Origin of the sequence: Brevibacillus sp. NSP2.1 (assembly GCF_000470975.2) — a bacterium.
Taxonomy (GTDB): Bacteria; Bacillota; Bacilli; order Brevibacillales; family Brevibacillaceae; genus Brevibacillus; species Brevibacillus agri.
Window position 1 is genome coordinate 1,370,001 of record NZ_CP048274.1, and the last position, 23,603, is coordinate 1,393,603.

General features: G+C 53.5%; 19 protein-coding genes and 1 rRNA gene (1 of these 20 only partly in view). 13 read left to right on the plus strand and 7 right to left on the minus strand.

Annotated elements, in window-relative coordinates:
* Window positions 1-2,522: ribosomal RNA gene (locus tag M655_RS06755) — 23S ribosomal RNA — on the plus strand (it extends 497 nt beyond the left edge of the window).
* Between the two features lie 172 nt (window positions 2,523-2,694).
* Entirely contained in the window at window positions 2,695-3,474 is a 780-nt protein-coding gene (locus M655_RS06760) for a DUF2161 domain-containing phosphodiesterase (protein ID WP_007787529.1), read from the plus strand.
* Between the two features lie 86 nt (window positions 3,475-3,560).
* Here the strand turns inward: M655_RS06760 and M655_RS06765 are convergent, their stop codons facing one another.
* From M655_RS06765 to M655_RS06775, 3 genes are read right to left on the minus strand one after another with little or no spacing between them, the layout of a single operon-like run.
* Window positions 3,561-4,766 (minus strand): NAD(P)/FAD-dependent oxidoreductase, encoded by a 1,206-nt coding sequence (locus M655_RS06765; RefSeq protein ID WP_026557792.1) that lies wholly within the window; start codon window positions 4,764-4,766, stop codon window positions 3,561-3,563.
* On the minus strand, window positions 4,763-5,098 hold the full coding sequence (locus M655_RS06770) for a (2Fe-2S)-binding protein (protein ID WP_005834664.1): 336 nt from the start codon (window positions 5,096-5,098) through the stop codon (window positions 4,763-4,765). The genes M655_RS06765 and M655_RS06770 overlap by 4 nt, the downstream gene beginning before the upstream one ends.
* The gene (locus M655_RS06775) at window positions 5,095-5,367 is read right to left on the minus strand and encodes a (2Fe-2S)-binding protein (protein WP_005834662.1); all 273 of its coding nucleotides are present in this window, start codon (window positions 5,365-5,367) and stop codon (window positions 5,095-5,097) included. Before M655_RS06775 ends, M655_RS06770 begins: the two co-directional genes overlap by 4 nt.
* A gap of 182 nt (window positions 5,368-5,549) precedes the next feature.
* On the opposite strand from M655_RS06775, the gene M655_RS06780 reads away from it, so the two are divergent.
* From M655_RS06780 to M655_RS06790, 3 genes are all read left to right on the plus strand, one after another.
* Window positions 5,550-6,617 (plus strand): M24 family metallopeptidase, encoded by a 1,068-nt coding sequence (locus M655_RS06780; RefSeq protein WP_005834660.1) that lies wholly within the window; start codon window positions 5,550-5,552, stop codon window positions 6,615-6,617.
* Window positions 6,618-6,853: 236 nt separating this feature from the next.
* Window positions 6,854-8,518 carry a peptide ABC transporter substrate-binding protein gene (locus M655_RS06785; RefSeq protein ID WP_005834659.1) on the plus strand — a complete coding sequence of 555 codons (1,665 nt, stop codon included), beginning with the start codon at window positions 6,854-6,856 and terminating at the stop codon, window positions 8,516-8,518.
* Window positions 8,519-8,778: 260 nt separating this feature from the next.
* Window positions 8,779-8,901, plus strand: coding sequence for a hypothetical protein (locus M655_RS06790; RefSeq protein ID WP_286085980.1), 123 nt, complete (start codon window positions 8,779-8,781; stop codon window positions 8,899-8,901).
* A 293-nt stretch (window positions 8,902-9,194) separates the two neighbouring features.
* On the opposite strand, the gene M655_RS06795 is transcribed toward M655_RS06790, so the two are convergent.
* Complete coding sequence (locus M655_RS06795) at window positions 9,195-10,919, minus strand: sigma-54 interaction domain-containing protein (protein WP_026557793.1); 1,725 nt, start codon at window positions 10,917-10,919, stop codon at window positions 9,195-9,197.
* Between the two features lie 204 nt (window positions 10,920-11,123).
* Here M655_RS06795 and M655_RS06800 point away from each other — a divergent pair, with 204 nt between their 5' ends.
* The 6 genes from M655_RS06800 to M655_RS06825 all read left to right on the plus strand — a co-directional run bounded on the left by M655_RS06800 (window position 11,124) and on the right by M655_RS06825 (window position 17,348).
* The gene (locus M655_RS06800; protein ID WP_005834652.1) at window positions 11,124-12,317 is read left to right on the plus strand and encodes an NAD(P)/FAD-dependent oxidoreductase; all 1,194 of its coding nucleotides are present in this window, start codon (window positions 11,124-11,126) and stop codon (window positions 12,315-12,317) included.
* The gene (locus M655_RS06805; RefSeq protein WP_005834650.1) at window positions 12,314-13,339 is read left to right on the plus strand and encodes a proline racemase family protein; all 1,026 of its coding nucleotides are present in this window, start codon (window positions 12,314-12,316) and stop codon (window positions 13,337-13,339) included. Before M655_RS06800 ends, M655_RS06805 begins: the two co-directional genes overlap by 4 nt.
* Before the next feature lie 27 nt (window positions 13,340-13,366).
* A complete protein-coding gene (locus M655_RS06810; RefSeq protein WP_025844063.1) occupies window positions 13,367-14,251 on the plus strand; it encodes a dihydrodipicolinate synthase family protein in 885 nt (294 codons plus the stop codon).
* 15 nt (window positions 14,252-14,266) lie between these two features.
* Window positions 14,267-15,706, plus strand: a complete 1,440-nt coding sequence (locus tag M655_RS06815; protein ID WP_005834646.1) for an aldehyde dehydrogenase family protein — start codon at window positions 14,267-14,269, stop codon at window positions 15,704-15,706.
* A 34-nt stretch (window positions 15,707-15,740) separates the two neighbouring features.
* Window positions 15,741-16,745 (plus strand): proline racemase family protein, encoded by a 1,005-nt coding sequence (locus M655_RS06820; protein WP_007787510.1) that lies wholly within the window; start codon window positions 15,741-15,743, stop codon window positions 16,743-16,745.
* 237 nt (window positions 16,746-16,982) lie between these two features.
* Window positions 16,983-17,348 carry a YisL family protein gene (locus M655_RS06825; protein ID WP_005834642.1) on the plus strand — a complete coding sequence of 122 codons (366 nt, stop codon included), beginning with the start codon at window positions 16,983-16,985 and terminating at the stop codon, window positions 17,346-17,348.
* Between the two features lie 566 nt (window positions 17,349-17,914).
* Here the strand turns inward: M655_RS06825 and M655_RS06830 are convergent.
* The 3 genes from M655_RS06830 to M655_RS06840 form a co-directional block, all read right to left on the minus strand.
* Window positions 17,915-18,913: a hypothetical protein gene (locus M655_RS06830; protein ID WP_007787507.1), complete on the minus strand. Its 999-nt coding sequence runs from the start codon at window positions 18,911-18,913 to the stop codon at window positions 17,915-17,917.
* Window positions 18,914-19,116: 203 nt separating this feature from the next.
* Window positions 19,117-19,647 (minus strand): hypothetical protein, encoded by a 531-nt coding sequence (locus tag M655_RS06835; protein WP_007787505.1) that lies wholly within the window; start codon window positions 19,645-19,647, stop codon window positions 19,117-19,119.
* Window positions 19,648-20,060: 413 nt separating this feature from the next.
* On the minus strand, window positions 20,061-20,312 hold the full coding sequence (locus M655_RS06840) for a hypothetical protein (protein WP_007787503.1): 252 nt from the start codon (window positions 20,310-20,312) through the stop codon (window positions 20,061-20,063).
* Window positions 20,313-21,902: 1,590 nt separating this feature from the next.
* Here M655_RS06840 and M655_RS06845 point away from each other — a divergent pair.
* Together M655_RS06845 and nagB are read left to right on the plus strand one after the other, a co-directional pair.
* Entirely contained in the window at window positions 21,903-22,784 is an 882-nt protein-coding gene (locus M655_RS06845; RefSeq protein ID WP_007785845.1) for a MurR/RpiR family transcriptional regulator, read from the plus strand.
* Window positions 22,785-22,799: 15 nt separating this feature from the next.
* The gene (gene nagB / locus M655_RS06850) at window positions 22,800-23,558 is read left to right on the plus strand and encodes a glucosamine-6-phosphate deaminase (RefSeq protein WP_005834639.1); all 759 of its coding nucleotides are present in this window, start codon (window positions 22,800-22,802) and stop codon (window positions 23,556-23,558) included.
* Window positions 23,559-23,603: the final 45 nt, after the last annotated feature.

Genomic DNA, 23,603 nt, shown 5'->3' on the forward strand with positions numbered 1-23,603 from the left:
GAACCAGTACCGTGAGGGAAAGGTGAAAAGCACCCCGGGAGGGGAGTGAAACAGTACCTGAAACCGTGTGCTTACAAATAGTCGGAGCCCGTTAAAAGGGTGACGGCGTGCCTTTTGTAGAATGAACCGGCGAGTTACGGTAGCGTGCGAGGTTAAGTCGAAGAGACGGAGCCGCAGCGAAAGCGAGTCTGAAAAGGGCGCAAGTACGTTGCCGTAGACCCGAAACCGTGTGATCTAGCCATGTCCAGGGTGAAGGTAGGGTAACACCTACTGGAGGCCCGAACCCACGCACGTTGAAAAGTGCGGGGATGAGGTGTGGCTAGCGGTGAAATTCCAATCGAACTCGGAGATAGCTGGTTCTCCCCGAAATAGCTTTAGGGCTAGCCTCGGAATGGGACCCCGCCGGACGCGAGCGTAAGCTTGTGTTCGGTGGGACCCTTGAGAGTCTTGGAGGTAGAGCACTGATTGGGCTAGGGGCCCTCATCGGGTTACCGAACTCAGTCAAACTCCGAATGCCAATGACTTATGTCCGGGAGTCAGACGGTGAGTGCTAAGATCCATCGTCAAAAGGGAAACAGCCCAGACCATCAGCTAAGGTCCCCAAGTATACGTTAAGTGGGAAACGATGTGGAGTTGCCCAGACAACCAGGATGTTGGCTTAGAAGCAGCCACCATTTAAAGAGTGCGTAATAGCTCACTGGTCGAGTGACTCTGCGCGGAAAATGTAACGGGGCTAAACGTATCACCGAAGCTATGGCAGTCCTTATGGACTGGGTAGGGGAGCGTTCCAAGCAGCGGTGAAGCCGTACTGGAAAGAGCGGTGGAGCGCTTGGAAGTGAGAATGCCGGTGTAAGTAGCGAAAAGACAAGTGAGAATCTTGTCCACCGAAAGCCTAAGGGTTCCTGGGGAAGGCTCGTCCTCCCAGGGTTAGTCGGGACCTAAGCTGAGGCCGAAAGGCGTAGGCGATGGACAACAGGTTGATATTCCTGTACCACCTCTGTTCCGATTGAGTGAGTGGCGTGACGCAGGAGGATAGGGTGAGCGGCCTACTGGATGGCCGTCCAAGCAGTAAGCCTGGTGTGTAGGCAAATCCGCACACCGCTAAGGGCAAGCTGTGATGGCGAGGGAAATTTTAGTACCGAAGTCCCTGATTTCACACTGCCAAGAAAAGCGTCTAGCGAGGAACAAGGTGCCCGTACCGCAAACCGACACAGGTAGGCGAGGAGAGAATCCTAAGGTGCGCGGGATAACTCTTGCTAAGGAACTCGGCAAAATGGCCCCGTAACTTCGGGAGAAGGGGCGCCCCGGTAGGGTGAGGGTCCCCGCCCAACATGAGCGTAAGCTTGCGTTGGGTGGGCTGAGCCCGAGGGGGCCGCAGTGAAAAGGCCCAAGCGACTGTTTAGCAAAAACACAGGTCTCTGCGAAGCCGCAAGGCGAAGTATAGGGGCTGACGCCTGCCCGGTGCTGGAAGGTTAAGGGGATGAGTTAGCGCAAGCGAAGCTTTGAACCGAAGCCCCAGTAAACGGCGGCCGTAACTATAACGGTCCTAAGGTAGCGAAATTCCTTGTCGGGTAAGTTCCGACCCGCACGAAAGGCGTAACGACTTGGGCGCTGTCTCGGCAAGAGACCCGGTGAAATCATAATACCTGTGAAGATGCAGGTTACCCGCGACAAGACGGAAAGACCCCATGGAGCTTTACTGTAGCATGGTATTGGAACTTTGTGCATCATGTACAGGATAGGTGGGAAGCTGAGAAGCAGGGGCGCCAGCCTCTGTGGAGCTGTCGGTGGGATACCACCCTTGATGTACGGAGTTTCTAACTCGTCGCCCTCATCGGGCGAGAGGACCATGCCAGGTGGGCAGTTTGACTGGGGCGGTCGCCTCCTAAAAGGTAACGGAGGCGCCCAAAGGTTCCCTCAGAATGGTCGGAAATCATTCGTAGAGTGTAAAGGCAGAAGGGAGCTTGACTGCGAGACCTACAAGTCGAGCAGGGACGAAAGTCGGGCTTAGTGATCCGGTGGTTCCGCATGGAAGGGCCATCGCTCAACGGATAAAAGCTACCCTGGGGATAACAGGCTTATCTCCCCCAAGAGTCCACATCGACGGGGAGGTTTGGCACCTCGATGTCGGCTCATCGCATCCTGGGGCTGAAGTAGGTCCCAAGGGTTGGGCTGTTCGCCCATTAAAGCGGTACGCGAGCTGGGTTCAGAACGTCGTGAGACAGTTCGGTCCCTATCTGTCGCGGGCGTAGGAAATTTGAAAGGAGCTGCCCTTAGTACGAGAGGACCGGGGTGGACATACCGCTGGTGCACCAGTTGTTTCGCCAGAAGCACGGCTGGGAAGCTATGTATGGAAGGGATAAGCGCTGAAAGCATCTAAGCGTGAAGCCCCCCTTAAGATGAGATTTCCCACAGCGTTAAGCTGGTAAGACCCCTCATAGACGATGAGGTTGATAGGTTCGGTGTGGAAGCGCGGCAACGCGTGGAGCTGACGAATACTAATCGGTCGAGGACTTATCCACACATCTCTTAGCAAGCATGCAGATCCAGTTTTCAGGGAATGAACGAAATAATTGCGTAAAAAGCCGTGCAGATACTATTGCGTGGCTTTTTTTGCATATAGCCGCCCAAACTCGTCTGGATTTATAGCTATGCTAGATGAAGAACAAAACAGTCGCGAAAAAGGAGAAGCCCATGAAGCAAAAGCCGGTCAAACGATATGAAGCAGACATGTACGCGCCCATTCGCGACTATTTTGTCGGGCAGGGTTATGAGGTCTTTGGAGAGGTCAATCATTGCGATTTGACAGCGATCAAGGAAGACGAGCTGATTATCGTCGAGTTCAAGCGCAACTTGAGTGTAGAGCTGCTCATCCAGGCCGCCAAGCGGCAGCGCTTTACCGACCATGTGTACGTCGCCATTCCGAAGCCCAAATACAAATTGTTTTCGAAAAAGTGGCAAGACGTCGTTTATCTCATCAGAAGACTGGAGCTTGGCTTGATCCTCGTCTCTTTTCCCAAAAAAGGCGCTGTCATGGAGCTGAGCATTGCTCCTGCGCCGTTTGATCGGGAAAGAAGCAAGCAGTTCAACAAAAGAAAACGGGCACGCATTATTCAGGAGATGCGGGGGAGATACGGCGATTACAATGTGGGGGGCAGCAACCAGACAAAGATCATGACGGCGTACAAACAAGGCTGCATTCAGATCGCCGCGCTGCTTCAGCACTATGGCCCACTTGCGCCCAAGGCGTTGAAAGAAAAAGGAGCGACAGACAAAGCGTCATCCATCCTCAGCAAAAATTATTACGGCTGGTTCACGCGGATCAAGCGAGGCGTGTACGCTCTCACCCCTACAGGAGAGAAGGAGCTGGCAGCTTATCCAGAGCTTGTCGACCATTACATAAGCATGGCAGAAGACACCATTTCCCCTTCCGATGGGGAAATGGGCCAGTCCAACCCTGCTGCAGCACAATGAGCAGCAAAAAAGAGCAGACCCATCCGCAACGGTAAGCGAATGGGCTGCTCTTTTCGTTTCGGCACCGAGGCATGATGCCAAAACCCTTACCGCCCAGCCCACGCAGCGGCCATTTTCCCGACCTGCGCGCGTCCAGCCGCAATATCCGGGTGGAACTGGATCGTGGCGTTTTTGCGCACATGGTTGACATGGTGGAGCGCCTGGGTGAGCAAAGAATCGTCGGCGAGCAGCCCGGCCGCTTTCGCCATCGCCAGGCCTGCGACGGTTCCCTGGCTCATGGCGACTTTGGCGCTCTCGATTCCGGTAATATTGCCTGCGACGTACAGTCCGGGCAAAGGCGATTGCATGCATTCGTTGTGCAACGGAACGTGCCCGCCCAATGCCGGGATGTAAGCGAACGGGCACCCGGCAATCGCGGCCAGCTCCGCCAGCGGGCTTAACCCGCCTGCGATGCAGACGAAATCGGCAGAAAGGAATCGCTCGCTGCCAGGAACGGGCGTGCCGTCTGGCGAGATGCGCGCAGCCCGGACCCCTTCGACCTGTGAGGTGCCCACGATCTCCAAGGCAGCCGTCCGCAGATGAATCGGTATATCCCACATGGGCACGCCCTGTGCAGGATAGAGCGAAACGGCCAGCCGCTGCATCCACGCGCTGCCCATCAGCTTGCTGCCCCAGCGAATCAACGGCGAGGGGGCGAGATGGGCAACGCGCAGCAAAGACCGCATGATTTCGTGCGGGTGACCGGCATTGCCGCTTACAGCAGACTGGAGAGGCAGAATCATTTGCTCGACGTGTACGCCAGCGAGCTGCAGCTCTCGCGCGATGGCGACGGACAAAATGTTGACGCCGATCACGACGCCTTTTTTGCCTACGCGAACGCGCTGCACGTTCGTCATCACCTGGGCCGCTCCGATCGACATCACGCCGGGCAGCGTCCAGCCGGGGACGGGAACGGCAGTCTCTGACGCCCCGGTAGCGATCAGAAGCAGGGGAGCTTCCCATTCGCCTTCTGTCGTAGAAATACGCCAGCGATCTTCACAGCGGGCAATGTCGTAGACGGAGACCCCACAGCACATTTGGACGCCAAGCTCTTTTGCCTCCTGATCGAGACGTGCGGCTTCGGCCAGCCCGTTCCACCACACTCCGTCCGGTTCCTCGTGCAACTGTCCCAGCAGCCTGCCGCCAGGCCGATAAAATTCGTCTACGACTCGAACAGAAAGTCCTTGCCGGGCGCTGGCGATTGCAGCGGCCAAGCCAGCGGGACCTGCGCCGATGATGAGAGCGTCGATCAATTCGCATGCCCTCCTTTTTTCAACGGGGTCGGCAAAACGGAACCTGCTGTCACCCGCATGCCTTCCTGCACGAGCGTCATGCACGCCCGCACCGTGGGAACTCCGTCCACGTGCACGCGACATTCGTAGCAGTGGCCGATGTTGCAGTAAATTCCGCGCGGGCTGCCCGTTTCTTCATGCACTCGAAGCGTGCGCACGCCAGCGGCCAAAAGCGCTCCGGCAATCGTTTCCCCTTCGTAAGCCGTGTAGACAGAACCGTTAAATTCAAACTGGACGGAATGCCTCTCTTCCAAGGAACCAAGCACAGGGTGATGGAGGATGCGCTGGCTCATGAGCTTCTCCCTCCAAGCGCTTGAAACGAGATCGGCCGCACAGGCGGCTGGTAGCCAAGCGGGATTGTATGAGTAGGCACTTGGCCTGTGGCTTGCGCGACAATTTGGTCGACGAGAATCCGGCACGTTCTTCCGCCGCAGCAGCCCATGCCGGCTCTGGTCCGCAATTTCAACTCGCGCGCCGTGCATTGGTACTCACGGGCAGTCGTGAGCAGTTCTTCCAGAGATACTTCCTCGCAGCGGCAAACGATCAACTGCTGTGTGTCCATGCTGAAAGCCTCCTTTTCGTTGGTACGGTTAGCAAAATGCAAGTGTCGTGCCATATTTGCCCGCAGAATGCTAAAATAAAGACGAGGCACAGAAGCAAACAGAGGGTGGCCTGCGCGCTTGGCACGAGGATTGCTTGCATAAAAGAACGAAAATGACACAGAGGCTGAAAGGGATGACCAGAATGGACAAATTGACGCGACTGCGCGCACAATTCGATGCATGGGGAATAGACGGAATACTCATAACAAACGGGCAAAATCGCCGCTATTTGACCAACTTTACCGGAACGTACGGCGTCGTACTCATTTCCCGGGATGAGGCCAAGCTGTTTACGGATTTTCGCTATACCGAGCAGGCAAAAGCCCAGGCAACGGACTTCGAGATCGTGTTTTTGCCGACGAAAGACGCTGTTTACGGAGAAATCGCCCGCCAGGCCCAGGAGCTGGGCATCCACACATTGGGCTTTGAAGAGGAGAACATGACGTTTGCCCTGCACCGCAAATACGCCGACGTCGTCAAGGCACGCCTGCTGCCTACCGCGGGGGTGATCGAGGGCATTCGCATGAGAAAGACCCCGGACGAGCTGGGAAAAATCAAGACGGCGGCGCAGATTGCGGACGCCGCTTTCGCACATATTTTAACTGTTTTGCGTCCAGGCATCACCGAGCTCGATGTGTCTAATGAGCTGGAAATGTTCATGCGCAAGGAAGGAGCGACAGGCTCTGCTTTTGACATCATTATCGCCTCCGGTCATCGTTCCGCTCTGCCTCACGGGGTAGCAAGCGACAAAAAGATCGAAGCTGGCGACATGGTAACGATGGATTTCGGCGCGCTGTATCAAGGGTATCGTTCGGACATTACCCGTACAGTGGCGGTCGGAGAGCCGAATGAACAGCTCAAAGAAATTTACGCCATCGTCCTGGAGGCGCGCAACCGCGCAGTGGCGGGCATTCGCCCCGGAATCTCGGGAAAAGCAGCAGACGCCCTCGCCCGGGACTATATTGCGCAGCACGGATATGGCGAGCGTTTCGGCCACGGGATGGGGCATGGCGTCGGACTGGACATTCATGAGGAGCCATTCATGTCTGTACGCTGCGAGGCAATTCTCGCACCAGGCATGGTCCTGACCGTCGAGCCGGGCATTTACATCCCGGGGCTGGGCGGCGTCCGCATCGAGGACGATCTCGTTGTGACCGAAACAGGCAACGATGTGCTGACCCATTCGCCGCGCGAACTCATCATTTTGTAGAAAAGAACCAGGACCCTTGACTGCGGCAAAAAGTCGAGGGTCTTTTTGTATGCGCGAACGCTGCCAGTTCCAGCGTGTGTGTCTAATAGCTGAAACAGTCTTTTTATCAGGTGTATAAAAATATGTACAGTCAGTTGGCGCGTGTCGAAGTTTTCCGCTTTTTCCTGTTGGCACACATTTTGCAAATTCAGTATTTTGTGAAATGTTAATCATTTTCGAGACAAGGGGTTGATCGCGTGAAAAAAAGTATGTTCGCATTAATCAGCAGTATCGCGGTACTAGGGACGGCGCTGGCAGGATGTGGAGGGGGACAGCAGGCAGCACAGACAACGAGCGAGCCAGCGGCTTCTGGACAAGCACAAGGAAACGCTCAGCCAGCCCCGGCGGAAAAATCTTCAGGGTCACAAGTGTTGCGCTGGAACCTGCACTCTGAGCCGCCGACAGGCGATCCGGGACTGGCGGAGGACACGACTTCTGCGGCAATCGTGAAGGCTCTTTTTGACGGGCTGACACGGATTGGGCCTTCCGGGAAGCCGGAGGAGGCAGTTGCGGAAAAAATCGAGGTGTCTCCCGATCTGAAAACGTACACCTTCAAGCTGCGCGACTCGCACTGGAGCAACGGCGATCCGGTCACCGCCCACGATTTTGAATACGCCTGGAAGCGTGCCCTGGACCCTAAGACCGCTTCCAACTACGCCTACCAGCTCTACTACATCAAAAACGCCGAGAAAGCGAACAAAGGAAACGGCAGCCTGGACGAAGTCGGAGTCAAAGCGCTTGACGACAAAACTTTGCAAGTAGAGCTGGCCAATCCGACTCCGTTCTTTTTGGAGCTGACAGCTTTCCAGACTTATTTCCCGGTAAATAAAAAAGTGGTCGAGTCAGCGGACAACTGGGCTGGCGACGCCAAGACGCATATCGGAAACGGTCCGTTCAAAATGGAGAGCTGGGAGCACAAGAACAAGATGGTATTGGTCAAAAACGACCACTACTGGGACAAAGACAGCGTCAAGCTGGACAAAATCGAATTTTCCATGGTAGAGGACGAAAATACAGAGCTGTCGATGTTTGAAAATGGCGAGATCGACTGGGCTGGTGCGCCGCTCAGTTCGCTGCCGATTGATGCCATGCCTGTTTTGAAAGACAGCGGGAAACTGCAAGTAAAGCCAGTCGGTGCGACCTACTGGTACAAGTTCAACACAGAAAAACCCCCGTTTAACAATGTAAAAATCCGCAAAGCTTTTGCCTACTCGATCAACCGCCAAACGCTGATTGACAACGTTCTCCAAGCCAATCAGCAGCCTGCCATGGGCGCTGTTCCTCCCACGATGGCATTGAACCCGGATGGTTACTTCAAGGACAACGATCAGGAAGCCGCCAAAAAGCTGCTGGAAGAAGGCATGAAAGAGCTCGGCCTCTCCAAGCTGCCGCCGATTACGCTCGTGTACAACACGTCGGAAGGACATAAAAAAATTGCCGAGGCGATTCAGGACCAGTGGCGCAAATATCTCGGCGTCGAAGTGAAGCTGGAAAATCAGGAGTGGAAAGTTTACCTGGAAACGATGCACGAAGGGAATTACCAGGTGGGACGTCTCGGCTGGTCCGGCGACTTCAACGACCCGATCAACTTCCTGGAGCTGTTCAAGGAAAAGGACGGCGGAAACAACGACACGCGCTGGGAAAATCCGAAGTTCAAGGAGCTTTTGAACCAGTCCGCGACAGAGAAAGATCCGGAAAAGCGCAAGGCGATCTTGCGGGAAGCCGAGCAAATCCTGATGGATGAAATGCCGATCGTGCCGATTTACTTTTACACGCATACGTGGGTGAAAAACGACAAAGTAAAAGGCGTCTTCCAGGACGGCTTGGGCGCCATCGACTGGAAATGGACGTCTGTCGAGTAACGGGCGAACGGGGCGAGATCGTGCAGATCGGGGGGAAGATCGGGAAGATTGTCGTAGCCGCACAGGTGTGATGGATGCTTTTTGCGGATAGAGGGAGGCAGCGTGGTCGGGGGCTTTTTTTGCGAGTAGCGGCAATCGTATGCAGTCGCGGCGACGGGTACGGGTAGCAAGCGCGCGCCTGTGATCTGCCGCACGCAGGCGCTGGCGCGTCCCGAAGCTGCGGACAAAGCTGTGCCACAACGACAAAGGAGGAATCAACTATGGAATTGATTCGCATTTTGCCTGAGGTGTTGCCGCCCAAAAAGGGGCGAAGCTGCCGGGAGCTGCGCCTGCGCTTTTGCAGCTTTTTTCTCCGGAAAAACACGAGCAGGCGCCGCCGTTAGGGGACAGCAGCTTCGAGTGAACAGAGGCGAGGCTGGCATGACGGCGCTGCTGCCGAGCCAAAACGTCCCGTTTCGCGGTCCGAGGGTGAGACGGGATATTTCATGCTTGCACAGCGTTGGTGTATAAGGAGGCTGGAGAGGCCGAGCTGCTTGGCAGTTGATACGTGCTTGTTCCCTGCTTGGTGCCGCTTCAGCAGAGTCAGCATACAGACTGCGTTCAGCTTCGTGAGCGTAATCGAGTGAAAGAGGCCCCCTGGCTCCCCTTGCGCGTTGCTTTTGTATCCAAGCCAGGCTCAAGACTGCTTATTCAACTTGTTATACAAAGTCGCCCTTGAGATCCCGAGCCGTTTGGCTGCCGCCTGCTTGTTGCCGTTTTCCAGCTCGATGGCCCGCTGGATGACGCGGCGTTCGTGGGCTTCCAGCTCCTCCTGCAAAGAGAAGAGATCGTCCGGGAGTTGGACGGGCGACTGTTTGGCCTTCGTTTGCAGCGAGTACGGCAAATCCTCTTCCTTGATGATCCCGTCCGTCGCGAAGACCACCAGCCGTTCGATGGCGTTGCGCAGCTCGCGAATGTTGCCCGGCCAGTCGTATTGCAAAAGGTTTTGCATGACGTTTTGCGAGATCGCGTGGATGGGCCGATTGTAGCGCAAGGAAAACTCGTAGAGGAAAAAATGGGCAAGCTCGACCGTGTCCTCGATCCGGTGGCGGAGAGGCGGGATGGCGAGAGTGACGACGTTGAGCCGATAATACAAGTCCTCGCGAAACTTCCCTTCGCGGATCATTTCTTCCAGGTTTTTGTTCGTGGCCGCGACCACGCGAAAATCGGCTTCGATCTGCTTCGTGCCGCCGACCGGATAATACTTTTTCTCTTGCAGCACGCGCAGCAGCTTCACCTGCATCTCGAGCGGCATTTCGCCTACTTCGTCGAGAAACAGCGTCCCACCCCGGGCCAGCTCGATCATTCCTTTTTTCCCTTTTTGATCGGCGCCGGAAAAGGCTCCTTTTTCGTAGCCGAACAGCTCGCTCTCAAACAGAGTGGGAGAGATCGCGCCGCAGTTGATGGCGATAAACGGGGCGTTTGCGCCTTCCCGCACGTCGTGCACCGCCTTGGCGAACAGCTCCTTGCCGACGCCGCTTTCCCCGATAATCAGGACGGTCGCCTGGGTGGCGCCGAGCTTTTGAATCATTGCTTTGATCTGGCGAATGGCGAGGCTCGTGCCTTTGATTTGCCGGAACGGATCGGGCGCGGAGCTGAGCTTGGCCACTTCCTGCTGCAAATGGTTCACTTTTTTGTTCGCGTTCAACAGCTCCTGGTTCAGCCGAACCTGGCTGGTGATATCGGTTTCGGCTGCGACGGCGCCGATGATTTTCTCATGCAGGTAGATCGGCTTGGTGTTGATGAGCACGACGAGGTCCTCGCGCGGCTGGTGCTGGTGACGGTACAGCGACTGGCCGTTTTGCAGCGACCGGAGCGTCTCCAGCATGTCGCGCGGGAAAAAGTCGGTGATCGGGCGGCCGAGGATGTCTTTTGCCTTCAACGAAAAAATGCGCTCGGCCCCCTCGGTCCAGACCATGACCCGCGCCTGTTCGTCGATGACGGATATCGAGGCGTCCATCGTCTGGATCATCGTATCGAAGTACGCCTCCAGCACTTCGTAAGCGGTGAAAACCGCTTGCAGGACAGAAGCGCGTTCAAGATAGCCGACAGGCTCGCCCGCTGCATCGGCAACGAGAAGGTAGCTGTATGTGTCGAGCAGGCGGATGGCTTGGGGGAGCGTGCTGTCGCAGGCGACCACGACCGTCTTTGCCCAATGGAGCGGCGTGCTGTCGCCGGGTGAGCCGGCAGCATCATCCGCGTTTGCGTGCGCGGGACAGGCGACGTGCCAGCCTGCAGGCAACAGAGCAAACACGGGAATGTCTTTTGCTGCTTGCCGAAAACGAAAGGCTTGGTTGTGCTCGCGGCAAATCTGCATATTCGTCTGCATCAGCTCTGTCAAGGCTGGCAGCTTGTGGTTCATTCCGATCAGTCCTTTGCAGGGAGTGTATAAAAATGTAAACACATTCTCAGTAATTATACAGTTGCTCATCAGGTTGTAAAACAATTTAGACAGAAATTTTGCGAATCTTCGCTATACGGGTTTGGCACGGCATTTGCAAAAAGGAACAGGTGAAACGATTTGATGAGAAGCTGTTGAGCAAAAAGCTGTTGAGGAGAATCAGCCATGACACGACAAACCCATGCGCAGATTGCGGTAATCGGCGGCGGCATCATCGGCGCGGCGATTGCCTACTACACGGCCAAGGCCGGACTGGATGTGGTCGTTCTCGAAAAAGGCGAGCTGGCGTCAGGTACGTCCTCGCGTTGTGACGGGAACATTTTGGCGATTGACAAGGACCCCGGCTTTGACAGCCAGATGTCCCTGCAAAGCCAGATGCTCGTCGCCCAACTGACCCGGGAGCTGGAGCATTCGTTTGAATACCGGGCTTTGGGCAGTATTCTCGTGTGCGAGTCGGAGGCGGAGATGGAGGCGGCGAACGAATGGGTGCGGCGGCAAAAGGAAGCGGGCCTGCCGTTTCGGATGCTCGACCGCGCAGACATCAGGCAGGAGTCGCCCTACTTCGCCGACGATTTGCTCGGCGGATTGGAGTGCGCCACAGACTCTACGGTTAATCCGTACATGCTGACCTTTGCCCTGTTTGATGGGGCGAAAAAGCACGGGGCCAAAATTATGCGGCGCACCGAGGTCAAAGCGCTTCGCCGCGACGAGGCGACGGGAGCGTTTCAGCTTGAACTGAGCACTGGCAGCATGACGGCGCGGCAGGTGGTAAATGCGGCGGGCGTGTGGGCGCCTGTCATCGGGCAGATGGTCGGCGTCGATATTCCGATCGTGCCGCGAAAAGGACATCTGCTCGTCGCCTCCCGCCAGCTTCCGGTCGGGCTTCGCAAGGTGATGGAGTTTGGCTATTTGATTTCCAAGTTCGGCGGGGTGCGGCAGGTCGACGCCGAGACGGAAAAGTACGGGGTGGCGCTGGTGTTTGAACCGACGGAAAGCCAAAACTTTTTGATTGGCTCCAGCCGCCAGTTCGTCGGCTTCGACACGCGCATTGATCTGAATGTCGTGCGGTGCATGGCGAGAAGGGCGCTCCGCTTTTATCCGAAGATCGCCGACTTTGCGCTGATTCGCACCTATTGCGGCTTGCGTCCGTGGACAGAGGACCATTTGCCGATCATCTCCCGCGTCGAGGAAGTTCCCGGCTTTTTCATTGCGGCGGGGCATGAAGGGGACGGCATCAGCCTGGCGGCGGTCACGGGCAAGCTGATGTCCGAGCTGCTTCAGGAGCAGACGGACACGATTATCCCCACCGAGCCGCTGCGCTACGACCGATTCACGAGAAAAGAGGTGCTGCAGCGATGAAAGCAGCGAGAGTGTTTACGACGGTGGACACGCACACCGGGGGCAACCCGACCCGCACCGTCATCAGCGGCCTGCCGAAGCTCCAAGGGGAGACGATGGCAGAGAAGATGCTGCACATGCAAAAGGAATACGACTGGATTCGCACCCTGCTGATGTACGAGCCGCGCGGCCATGACGTCATGTCAGGCGCTCTCGTGGTGGAGCCGTGCCATCCCGAGGCCGACGTAGGCGTGATCTACATCGAAACCGGCGGCTATTTGCCGATGTGCGGCCACGACACGATCGGGCTGTGCACAGCCTTGGTGGAGACCGGGATGATCCCCGTGAGCGAGCCGCTGACGAGGCTCAAGCTCGATACCCCGGCAGGGTTGGTCGAGGTGGATATCGAGGTCGAGCAGGGCAAGGCGAAAGAAGTTTCGTTTACGAACATCCCCGCTTTTCTGTACAAGCAGGACGTGACCGTCACAGTGGAGGGCATCGGTCCGGTTACGTGCGATCTCGCCTACGGTGGAAATTTTTACGCCATCACGGACGCGCGGGCGCTCGGGCTTGAGCTGGTGCCAGCCAATGCCGCTACGATTGTCGACACGGCTGTACGCATCCGCAAAGCGATCAATCAGGCGGTAGAAGTCGTCCATCCGGCGAAGCCGTTTATCCGCGGGCTGACCCATGTGGAGTTTTACACAGACCCGAGCACGCCAGGGGCGGATGTGAAAAATACGGTCGTCGTGCCGCCGGGCGGAATCGACCGTTCGCCGTGCGGCACAGGCACGTCCGCCAAGCTGGCGACGCTGTTTGCCAAGGGGCAGATCGGCATAGGCGAGCCGTTTGTCCACGAGAGCATTGTCGGCTCGCTGTTTATCGGGACTGTACTCGCGACTGCCGAGGAAGGCTGCCTGCAAGCTGTCGTGACGCGGATTGCGGGCAGCGCCTGGCTGACGGGCAAGCACACGATTTTTTACCATCCTGAAGACGAGCTGGCACACGGCTTTTTGCTGATTCCGGCCGCGACGGACCATTGAAACCGAGAGTTGAGAGGAGAATGAACGATGGGCAGATTTGAAGGGGTATATGTAGCGATCGTCACGCCGTTTACGCACGATTACGAGGTAGATTACAAGCGACTGACAGAGCTGTGCGACTGGTTGATCCAGGAAGGCGTAAACGGCCTCGTGCCATCCGGTTCCTTGGGCGAATACGCCACGATGACAGGCGAAGAGCGGGCGAAAGTCATCCATACAGTCATCGCCGCCGCAAAAGGCCGCGTCCCGGTCGTAGTCGGCTCGGCGGCGCCTTCGACCCGCCAGGCGGTGGAGTGGGTGCAATTTTCCAAAGATGCGGGAGCAGAGGGCGTCATGGCGCTGCCGCCGATCAACTACAAGCCGCTGGAAAACGAAGTGTTTGCCCACTACGAGGCGCTGAACACCGTCGGCTTGCCGATCATCGCCTACAACAACCCGCACGACTACAAGATCGACCTGACCCCGGATATATTGGCCCGGCTCGCGAAGCTGGAAAACATCGTGGCCGTCAAAGAGTTTTCCGGGGACGTGCGCCGCATGCAGGACATTCTCGCCCAGACGGACCTGGAAGTGATGGTCGGCGTGGACGATCTGGTCATGGAAGGCGGGCTGATCGGGGCGACAGGCTGGATCGCGGGCGTGCCGAATGCCTTGCCAAAAGAAGGCGTGGAGCTGTTCCGCCTGGCGCGGGCAGGCAAGCTCGCGGAGGCGCAAGCGCTGTACCGCAGGCTGCTGCCGCTGTTCCACTACGATGCGAGCCCGCAGCTCGTCCAGTCGATCAAGTACATGATGGAGCTGGCCGGATTCCCTGTCGGACCGACTCGTCCGCCGCGCCTCCCGCTCGCAGACGACTACTATGCGGGCATCAAAAAGGCGTTTGACTACGCAGTCGGCGCAGCCAGCGGACGATAAGGAGGCAGGTCAGGCATGCATAGCAAAAACTGGATCGGCGGCGAATGGATGACGCCGAAAGGAGCAGAGGCGACGGTGAAAAACCCGTCGCGTTTCGCAGAAGAAGTGGGAGTCTTGCACTTGTCCGACCGCTCGCATGCGTTCGCGGCGGCTGACGCAGCCCGCGCGGCGCAAGGCAAGTGGGCACGGCAAACAGGCGCTTTTCGCGGGGAAGTGCTGTATCAGATGGCTAGCGCCCTGGAGGCTCACGCAGACAGCCTGGCGCGACTCGCCAGCCGGGAGATGGGCAAGCAGCTTGGCGAAATGCGCGGAGAGGTGGCGCGCGGCATCAGTCTGCTGCGCTACTACGCCGGGGAAGGCATGCGCGCTCATGGCAGCCTGATTCCGTCTGCGGATACGGATGTTTTGCAGTACAGCCGCCGCGTACCGCTCGGTGTCGTGGCTGTCATTACGCCATGGAATTTTCCCGTCGCGATCCCGCTCTGGAAAATCGCTCCGGCGCTGATCTGCGGCAACGCCGTGATCTGGAAGCCGGCTGAAAACGGCTCTTTGACCGCGACGCGGCTGGCGGAGATTTTTGCCGAGACGAAGCTGCCAGCAGGGGTGCTCAATCTGGTGATCGGCAAAGGCAGGGAAATCGGGGCGGCTCTGACGGAGGAAGCGGCGGTGGACGCTGTCAGCTTCACAGGCTCGTCTGCGACAGGCAGACAGATCGCCATCGCCTGCGCGGGCCGCAACATCAAATACCAGACCGAGATGGGCGGAAAAAATGCGGCGGTCGTGCTGGCCGACGCCGATCTGGACAAAACCGTGCCGATTCTGCTCAGCGGCGCCTTTCGCTCGGCCGGGCAAAAATGCACGGCGACGAGCCGGATCATTGTAGAAAAAGCAATCTACGAGCCGCTGGTCGAGCGCTTGCAGGCTGCGATCTCGCTTTGCAAGGTCGGGGATGCCTCCGATCTGGACGCCTACCTGGGACCTGTATCTTCCGCGGCCCAGTACGAGACAGTCGGGCGGTACGTGTCTCTCGCGGCAGCCGAAGCGAGGCTGGTGGCAGAAAGTCCGGCCTATGCAGAGGCGGAGCGGGGCTACTACATTCGCCCGCAGATCGTCGAGGGAGTGGCCGCCGATCATCCGCTGGTTCAGGAGGAAGTGTTCGGGCCTTTGGCCGTGCTTTTGACCGCAGATGGCTTTGACGAGGCCATCGAGCTGTGCAACCAGTCGGTGTACGGGCTGAGCGCATCGCTGTTCACCCGCGATCTGGCGAGTGCCCACCGCTTTTTGGACGTGGCGCAGGCAGGCATGGTTCGCGTCAATCAGGAGACGGCTGGCGTGGAATACCAGGCCCCGTTTGGCGGGATGAAGCAGTCCAGTTCGCATACGCGCGAGCAGGGGCAGGCGGCGCTCGACTTCTACAGCGCGACGAAAACGTGCGCGATCAAATACGCGTGGTAAACAGCGAAAACGAGCAGACAAAGGGGGGAGGACGATGAACATCCAGCAGTTGTTTACGACCATCGACGCCCACACCGGAGGGGAGCCGCTGCGGATCATCACGGGCGGCATCCCGCCGCTCAAGGGCGAGACGATTTTGGAGCAGCGTCGTTATTTTCGCGAGGAGCTGGATCACATCCGCCGCGTGCTGATGTACGAGCCGCGCGGCCACCACGGCATGTACGGCTGCGTCATGACGGCCCCGGTCAGCCCGGATGCGGCCTTTGGCGTGCTGTTCATGCACAACGAAGGCTACAGCACGATGTGCGGCCACGGAATTATCGCGGTGGTGACGGCGGCGATCGAGACCGGGCTGCTGCGGCTGGCTGACCCGGCGGAGCGCATCGTGATCGACAGCCCCGCAGGCCAGATCGTCGCACGCGCCCAGACAGAAGGGACGCGCGTCAAGTCAGTCGCATTTGAAAACGTCCCGTCCTTCGTCTTCGCAAAGGACGTGCCGATCGAGTGGGAGGGGCGTACGTTCCACGTCGATATCGCCTTTGGCGGCGCTTTTTACGCGGTCGTGCAGGCAAAAGACATCGGCGTCCAGGTCGAAATCGAGCAACTGGCGGCGCTGCAAGAGTGGGGCAGCCGGATCAAGGAGCAGATCGAGGCGCAGCTTGCGGTCGTTCATCCGCTTGAACCTGAGCTGGCGGGCATATACGGGGTAATTATTTCCGACGATCCGCGCGTGGAAGGCTCCGAACTGCGCAACGTGACCGTTTTCGCCGACAAGCAGATCGACCGCTCTCCGTGCGGCACAGGTACGGCGGCGCGGGTAGCGACGCTCTATGCCAGAGGGAAGCTCGTGGTCGGGGAACGGTTTGTGCACGAAGGGATCGTCGGCAGCCAGTTCGTCGGCACTGTGCTGGAAACGACGCAGGTTGGCGACTACCCGGCGGTCATTCCGTCCATCGCAGGCCGGGCTTTCATTACCGGCTTGCACCAGTTTGTCGTGGACCCGAGCGATCCGCTGAAAGACGGCTTCCTGCTGCGGTGACGAGAGGCGAAGATAGATAAAGATAGGCAGAGGCAAAGAGGCTGCACGCTGTGGCGGCCTCTTTTGCACGCGGTTTGTTTATGTGGGGGCTACACTACACGTGTTCCAGCGGCGCGACGGTTTCCAGTCAGCCCGGCATATAACCGTGTCACAATACTGCCACGCATCGGGGCATCTGCTTTTTACCGACACTTCTGTTATAATGGCTGGGACAAGTATAAATGAGGGAAAAAGGGGTTGAATGCTGTGCCGTATAAAGCGTTGCTCGAGTCCCACGTAGGTGGCTGGGAAGTCGCGATTGTGCTGTTGATCGTAGCCTACTTCCTGTACCGCGCGGGCAAGGAAAAGGCCGGAAAAATCGTACATATGCTGCTCAGACTCATGATGGTCATCATTCTCGTATCCGGCGCGTGGATGCTGTTCACCGTCCATGCCAGCGAAGTTTATTTTTACGTGAAAGGCTTGCTCGCGATCATCGCCTTCGGCTTGATCGAAATGTCGCTCGGCCGGGCGAAGAGACAGGAAGGCAGCATTGGCTTTTTCATCGGCTGTTTGGTCGTGCTGGTAGTCGTCATCATGCTTGGCTACCGCGTGTTCTCGTAAAAAACGGATGTTCGACAAAGCTTTCTCTTGCAGGCGGCGCTTGCGGGGGAAAGCTTTTTTGTTGGCAATGGAAGCTTTAGCAATATCGCAGCTTCAGGAGGCGAACGGCGTTTTTTGTGGAGAACAGTATGTTTTCAGGGGGAGCGAACTGCTGTCTGTTGACAAAAACATTACAACATTATTGCAACTTTACTTTAACGCCCGGTTTATGGCAACAACTTAAGAAAATATACTCTTGTTGTTTAATACTGGATTAGATAAGACCAAGGGTATAGATTTTACCTGTCCTCACAATTATTTGGGATCCCAAAGTCCTATCTGTAAGTGCACAGGTAATTTCATTCAATTCAAATGAACTTCAGCTCATGAAATGTTGTTTTCATGAACTGAAGTTTATAGGATTAATACGAAACCTTCGCGCATATCCGACTAAGGATCTCCTCAGACTTCAATTCTTACAGAAACGATACCTGTCGAAAAGCCAAGATATCTGTTAATTTTGAATCCGATCTCGGAGACATCCCTGTTCTCTTTCTGATCGATTCTCCATTGACGTGCGATTCTATTCAAGGAGTTATTGTAGGATATATTTCTATCACTTGCTGAAAGTTGGTCGATACATTTTTAAATTTACTATTAACGGCTAAATAATCTGATAACATTTCTTCATTTCTATTGTTCAGCACTAAAACGAAATGCCTAGAGTTTTTCTTTAAGAGCTTTTTAATCTTATCATTTTTGAATTCGATAATTTTCTTTGTATTTGGTTGTAAAGTTATGTTTTCAGCTAATAATTCTGTTTCTCCTTGATCATTAATGTACATTAGGTCAATTTTTGTTTCATAAGAAATTGCGCTTATTTCTAACTTTTGATAATCATCGGTAGTATATGCCATTCCATCTTCAGTCATATTGATTTTGATTTTTGAATTATTAGAGTTCAACCATTCTAATACAGGCACATATTTTGTATTTTTGTTTTCAACTATTTTGTGTTTCATTATATCTGCGGTTGTAAAGTTATATTCTTTATCTTGTGCAATAAATAGCCGAACAATTCCGGCACTTACCCCTGAGTAGTAAGTTCCAATTTTATCTATTATAGGGAATAAAATCAGTTCTTCTTCTCCATTTCTATCCCAATTAACATAAAATTCTAATACACCCTTTGATTTGTTTGGTATTGGTAATACTGCTGCTGAATACCAAGTATCTCCATCAACACTTACATTTAATCGTTTATTTCCTTGTAAAGCTATAATGCTTACATTCGTATCAGTAATATCATTTGCCAAAAAAAGTTGTACCTTAATTTTTGTCTTGTTGCCGTTAAGCTTGTAATAAGGATATTTAATCTCGTTCAGTTTAATTACATCGTTATCATCTAATTCAAATCTAAACATAAAGTTGTAATTCTCAGTGAGTTTATTAGGTATATTTTGTATTTCCTTTAATGCACTTTTTTCTAAATGCAATACTTGATCTGTTTTTTGGTTACAGGAAATACACAAAACACACATAAGAACAATCAACATGGCTAGTCTAGTTTTTACATTAGTAATCATTATTCTCTCCCTTGTTTATTGAATGTTTTCTTAAACACTTATAAGTCGATCGTAGTATGTAAAATAATGCCCATCCAGTGTTAAAAAATAAAACGTCAGATTTCAACCGCAATTTGCGTTGAGTTGACGCACTATCGACATTCAATAAATATATCAGAGAGAGGAATTTCTCTCTGATATATTTTTCCTAGCTATTAGTTATGTTATAGTTGGTCATCCATGGTGTATACAAGAAAAACTTCACCTGCATATGCAACAGAGTGCTGAGAAACGCCACGATATGTTTGAGCTAATCCATCAAAGGCATCTGCGTTAGATTTAGCAGTTTGCCCAATTCTAAAATCTTTCTTTCCAGCATCCTTTTCTACCCATTTCCCCCCTTCGTATTTGAAAATTGATGTAAGTGCTGTCACTGAATACAGTACACTGTCTGGATCTGTAGTTCCCTCCGAGTAATAGTTGTAAATTAAATTGTCAACCTTTACAGATCCATAGTTAGTTGCTGCAGTGGCCATTGTATCGAAGCTTAGCGTAGAAACTGCCCCATCATTCTCAGAAGGTGCTCGTCCAAACTCAACTTGACTAGGAAGTTCATCAACATTGATTGTTTCAACAGCTTCAGCAATACTGATGTCGACAATGTCCTTGTTTGATTCCGTCGCAAACGAAACCGGGACTCCTAGGGATGCTACTAATGCGAGGCAGGGGATAAATCCAAGAATTTGCTTTTTCATTTGTTTCTCTCCCTTTTCTTGTAATAACTTACATATGTAAAATATATCAACCTAAATTGGATGTAAACGGAAAATTTCGGTTTAAATTGGAAATAAGTATATAGACCCACATATTTATGGATTAACTAAAACTTCTAAATCGATAGTTCAATTATTATTTTCCTATTTCCATAAATGGTATATTATGCCATGATTCGACCTCCGATACTAAATTATTCTTGGCGCACAGGCAACTGATAATTCTACTGATCACACTTTTAACCTATAACAATCTGAGAAATATTTTAACCGTGTAGATAACTCTCGATAATAAAAACCAGCCCCAAAACACTGAAAGTGTTAGGACTGGTCTATGATTATTTTGACAATATTGAGCGAGTAGAAATAGTTTATAGGTTGTGTCTTAAGCAAGATTATTCTTGTTTATTAATTTGGGTTTCTAATTCTAATAACTTTTCTTTTATATGCCTGTCATAGCTGTTTAAAACATTTATGAAAGCACTTAAACTAGCATTTATTGCAGCAACGGCTATTATCATATCGTTATCCGCGATTGGAAATTCAGGGTTTTTTTCATTTTTTGCTCTTTTAATAAGTTCCGGTAATGATGAAATGACTTTCTGATGCTGAACAGATAATTCCTTTTCGAATGCAAAAGTTTTCATTTGTTAATACCTCCTAACGATTCTTCTATTTTTCTGTATACGTTCCCTTATGGTGAGAGTTTCATTTGTAAGTACGTTATTCACTTCCTCCCCCCTGACCATCTTCGGTGAGACATCGTTTTACCAGCCGCCAGATCTGCGTTCTTTCTATACCAGTTAAAGCCTCAATCTGTTGCATATCTTTTCATTACTCATTCATGTATAGTTCGACGGCTGTCTTCCTCTTTAGAAGCAGTTCTTTTGCTTCACCTTGTAATGCATCTGGGTTTACGGTGGGCCAATTACACAGATTTTTGTTGGAAGAAGCGATGAGGTCACTTTCAGTGATTTTCCTTCTGGACATACGGCCACACTTCCGTATCCAAATCAAAAGGAGTAGAACTTAGATCAGCGTGTATTTGGTTTTCATAAATCAACCGAAACAAGGTCTCATTGATTCTTGATTTTCCTAAATGCTGAAGACAACGATAGATATCCTGAACTGAGATACGGTTCGCTCCAATAATACTAAACAAGTAGAGATCATCGATTTCTGTCAGGTTTCTCTTTGGTTGTAGATAGGAAACCATTTGTTTCATATTGGAGAGAAACACAGCATTACCACGGACAGTACGATCTGTTATCACTTTGTGATGATATCCATTCAATTCGCACCACAATTTTTGTGCCTCGATCTGACGTTTCGTTCGAAGGTACTTGGAGCTTGTCCCATAGAGTTACTTCTCATACTTAACCTCAAAAAATGACTCGTTTGTAAATTGCATAGTAAAAGTGCTTAATTTTGCAGCAATTACTTATGCATGTTAAAGTAACTGGGTTTGACATGGAGAGGTGGGTATGATAGGCTTGTCAGCCGTTACGAATCCTTTGGTAGCGCCCTTCGTAACAAATCATACCCATAGAGGCTCCATGTCAAACCCATGCATAAAAGCTACTTATTGCTGCATATTGATAAAAATTATCGCAGCAAAATTCGGCACTTTTCGATTGCCGAACACACTCGTTGCCATTCTTGTAGCGAACCCACATATCCGGAACAGATTTGACATGTGAACCATCTACCAGTACAGAAGTTTCTAGTGGTTGCTCACAAAAGTCCACAATATCGGAGTTTGTTTCTACAAGAATCCAGTGGTCGTGTTCAAGATCACTAAAAAGCCGGACGTTTCGTCCTATTTTCGGGCCGAATTGCTCCCAATAATTACTTCCATACTTCATGCTCCTCTTCATTAGAACAGGAGTATACAATACGATCACTTTTTTCTTACCAAATTGTTCCTATCGTCATTTAATTACAAATGTTTTCCTATTTCAAGTAATTCTGTTACAAAAGCACTTTCACTGACTAAGAATTCAAGATAGATGGTTATGTAGGAATGTTTTTGTCAACAGGCAACTGCTCTTTTTGGTCAGAATAGCCGGTGTTAGAAAAGAGGACTGTTTTGGTTTTGGAGAAATACTCCACTTTTAGAAAATACAATGGCGGATAACTCCATTTTTGATATAATGGCGGTAGAAAGCAAGCTTCGATCCGAAAAATTCGGCAATCATACGAACGAGACCGGGCTTATGACCCAAGGGGGGAGCGACATGGCAGGACACACCGAGGAGCTGTCCAATCCGGGGCTGAAAAACAATACGCTTTTGCATATCCAAAGTCTTCTGCCTTCCTTTACGAAATCGGAGCAAAAAGTCGCGAGCATCGTCTTGCAGCAGACAGACAGCGTCATCTACTCATCCGTGATCGACCTCGCGGAAAAGGCGGGCGTGGGCGAGACGACCGTGCTGCGCTTTTGCCGGAAGATCGGTTTTCGCGGCTATCAGGAGTTCAAGCTGGCGCTGGCGCAGGAGCTGGTTGCGCCGGTGAAAAACTTGCACGGCGAAGTAGGCGAGGACGATTCGCTGGAGACGATGGCGCAAAAAGTAACGGCGACGAATCAGCAGGCGATTGCCGATACGGCGGCCTTGTTTGATCCGGAGCAGGTGGAGCGCTGCGTGGAGCTGTTGCAACAGGCGGGCACGATTCACTTTTACGGAGTGGGAACATCCGCTGTGACGGCACAGGACGCCAAGTACGCGTTTTTGCGGATCGGACTGCGGGTCGATGCGATGAGCGAGTCGCACCTGCAGGCGATGGCGGCGGCGACATTGGGACCGGGAGACGTGGCGGTCGGGCTGTCCGTGTCAGGCAGCACCAAGGACACGATCGACTCGCTGAAAGTCGCCAAGGAAGCCGGCGCGACGATCATTTGCATCACGCATTACCGCCGCTCGCCGATTACGAACGTGGCCGATATTACGCTTTTGACCGCCGCACAGGAAGGCCCGCTGCAAGGCGGCTCGCTGGCGGCGAAAATCGCCCAGTTGCACGTGCTGGACGTCATCTGCACGACGATTGCCTTGCGCAACAAGGAAAAAGCGCTCACGTACAAGGAACGGACGGCCAAGGCCGTGCTGGAGAGAAAATATTGACTGAGGTGAGATGAGTTGAAGCTCGTAATTGTCAAAGACTATCAGGAGATGAGCCGCAAAGCGGCGGAACTGCTCGCTCGGGAAGTGAAAAACCACCCGCAGACCGTCCTGGGGCTGGCGACGGGCGGCACTCCCGTAGGCATGTACCGGGAGCTGGTGAAGCTGCATCAGGAGGAGGGGATTGATTTTTCCCAGGCGAGCAGCTTTAACCTGGATGAATACGTCGGCCTGTCCTCTGCCCATCCGCAAAGCTATCGCGCCTACATGCAGGAAAACTTGTTCCGCCATATCAATCTGCCGCAGGAAAAAACGCACGTTCCGGCAGGCGATGCGAAAGATTTGGCGAAAGAATGCGCGCGCTACGAGGAAGCGATTCGCGAAGCGGGCGGAATCGACATTCAGGTGCTCGGGATCGGCAACAACGGGCACATCGGCTTTAATGAGCCAGGCTCATCCGCCGAGTCGACGACGCGCGTGGTCCAACTGACGCAGAGCACGATCGAAGCGAATGCCCGTTATTTTGCAAGCGTCGAGGAAGTGCCTACGCAAGCTGTCTCAATGGGGATCAAGACGATTCTCGGCGCGAAAAAAGTCGTGCTTTTGGCGAGCGGCGAGGCGAAGGCAGAAGCTGTGCGGCTGATGCTGGAAGGCGAGCCGACAGCGGATGTGCCCGCTTCCTTGCTCCAGCTTCACCCGGATGTGACAGTGATCGTAGACGAGGCTGCGGCGAGCCAGCTTGGCGTGGCCGCAGCGAGCAGCGAAGACAAGCGGTAGCCGCCGGGCGCCGCTTGTTTCTTTGTTGTTCACCAATCTGTTCCG

Coding starts and splice junctions, on each gene's coding strand:
- M655_RS06760 (WP_007787529.1), top strand. CDS start 2,695: ATGAAGCAAAAGCCGGTCAAACGATATGAAGCAGACATGTACGCGCCC.
- M655_RS06770 (WP_005834664.1), bottom strand. CDS start 5,098: ATGAGCCAGCGCATCCTCCATCACCCTGTGCTTGGTTCCTTGGAAGAG.
- M655_RS06775 (WP_005834662.1), bottom strand. CDS start 5,367: ATGGACACACAGCAGTTGATCGTTTGCCGCTGCGAGGAAGTATCTCTG.
- M655_RS06780 (WP_005834660.1), top strand. CDS start 5,550: ATGGACAAATTGACGCGACTGCGCGCACAATTCGATGCATGGGGAATA.
- M655_RS06790 (WP_286085980.1), top strand. CDS start 8,779: ATGGAATTGATTCGCATTTTGCCTGAGGTGTTGCCGCCCAAAAAGGGG.
- M655_RS06795 (WP_026557793.1), bottom strand. CDS start 10,919: ATGAACCACAAGCTGCCAGCCTTGACAGAGCTGATGCAGACGAATATG.
- M655_RS06800 (WP_005834652.1), top strand. CDS start 11,124: ATGACACGACAAACCCATGCGCAGATTGCGGTAATCGGCGGCGGCATC.
- M655_RS06805 (WP_005834650.1), top strand. CDS start 12,314: ATGAAAGCAGCGAGAGTGTTTACGACGGTGGACACGCACACCGGGGGC.
- M655_RS06810 (WP_025844063.1), top strand. CDS start 13,367: ATGGGCAGATTTGAAGGGGTATATGTAGCGATCGTCACGCCGTTTACG.
- M655_RS06815 (WP_005834646.1), top strand. CDS start 14,267: ATGCATAGCAAAAACTGGATCGGCGGCGAATGGATGACGCCGAAAGGA.
- M655_RS06820 (WP_007787510.1), top strand. CDS start 15,741: ATGAACATCCAGCAGTTGTTTACGACCATCGACGCCCACACCGGAGGG.
- M655_RS06830 (WP_007787507.1), bottom strand. CDS start 18,913: ATGATTACTAATGTAAAAACTAGACTAGCCATGTTGATTGTTCTTATG.
- M655_RS06835 (WP_007787505.1), bottom strand. CDS start 19,647: ATGAAAAAGCAAATTCTTGGATTTATCCCCTGCCTCGCATTAGTAGCA.
- M655_RS06840 (WP_007787503.1), bottom strand. CDS start 20,312: ATGAAAACTTTTGCATTCGAAAAGGAATTATCTGTTCAGCATCAGAAA.
- M655_RS06845 (WP_007785845.1), top strand. CDS start 21,903: ATGGCAGGACACACCGAGGAGCTGTCCAATCCGGGGCTGAAAAACAAT.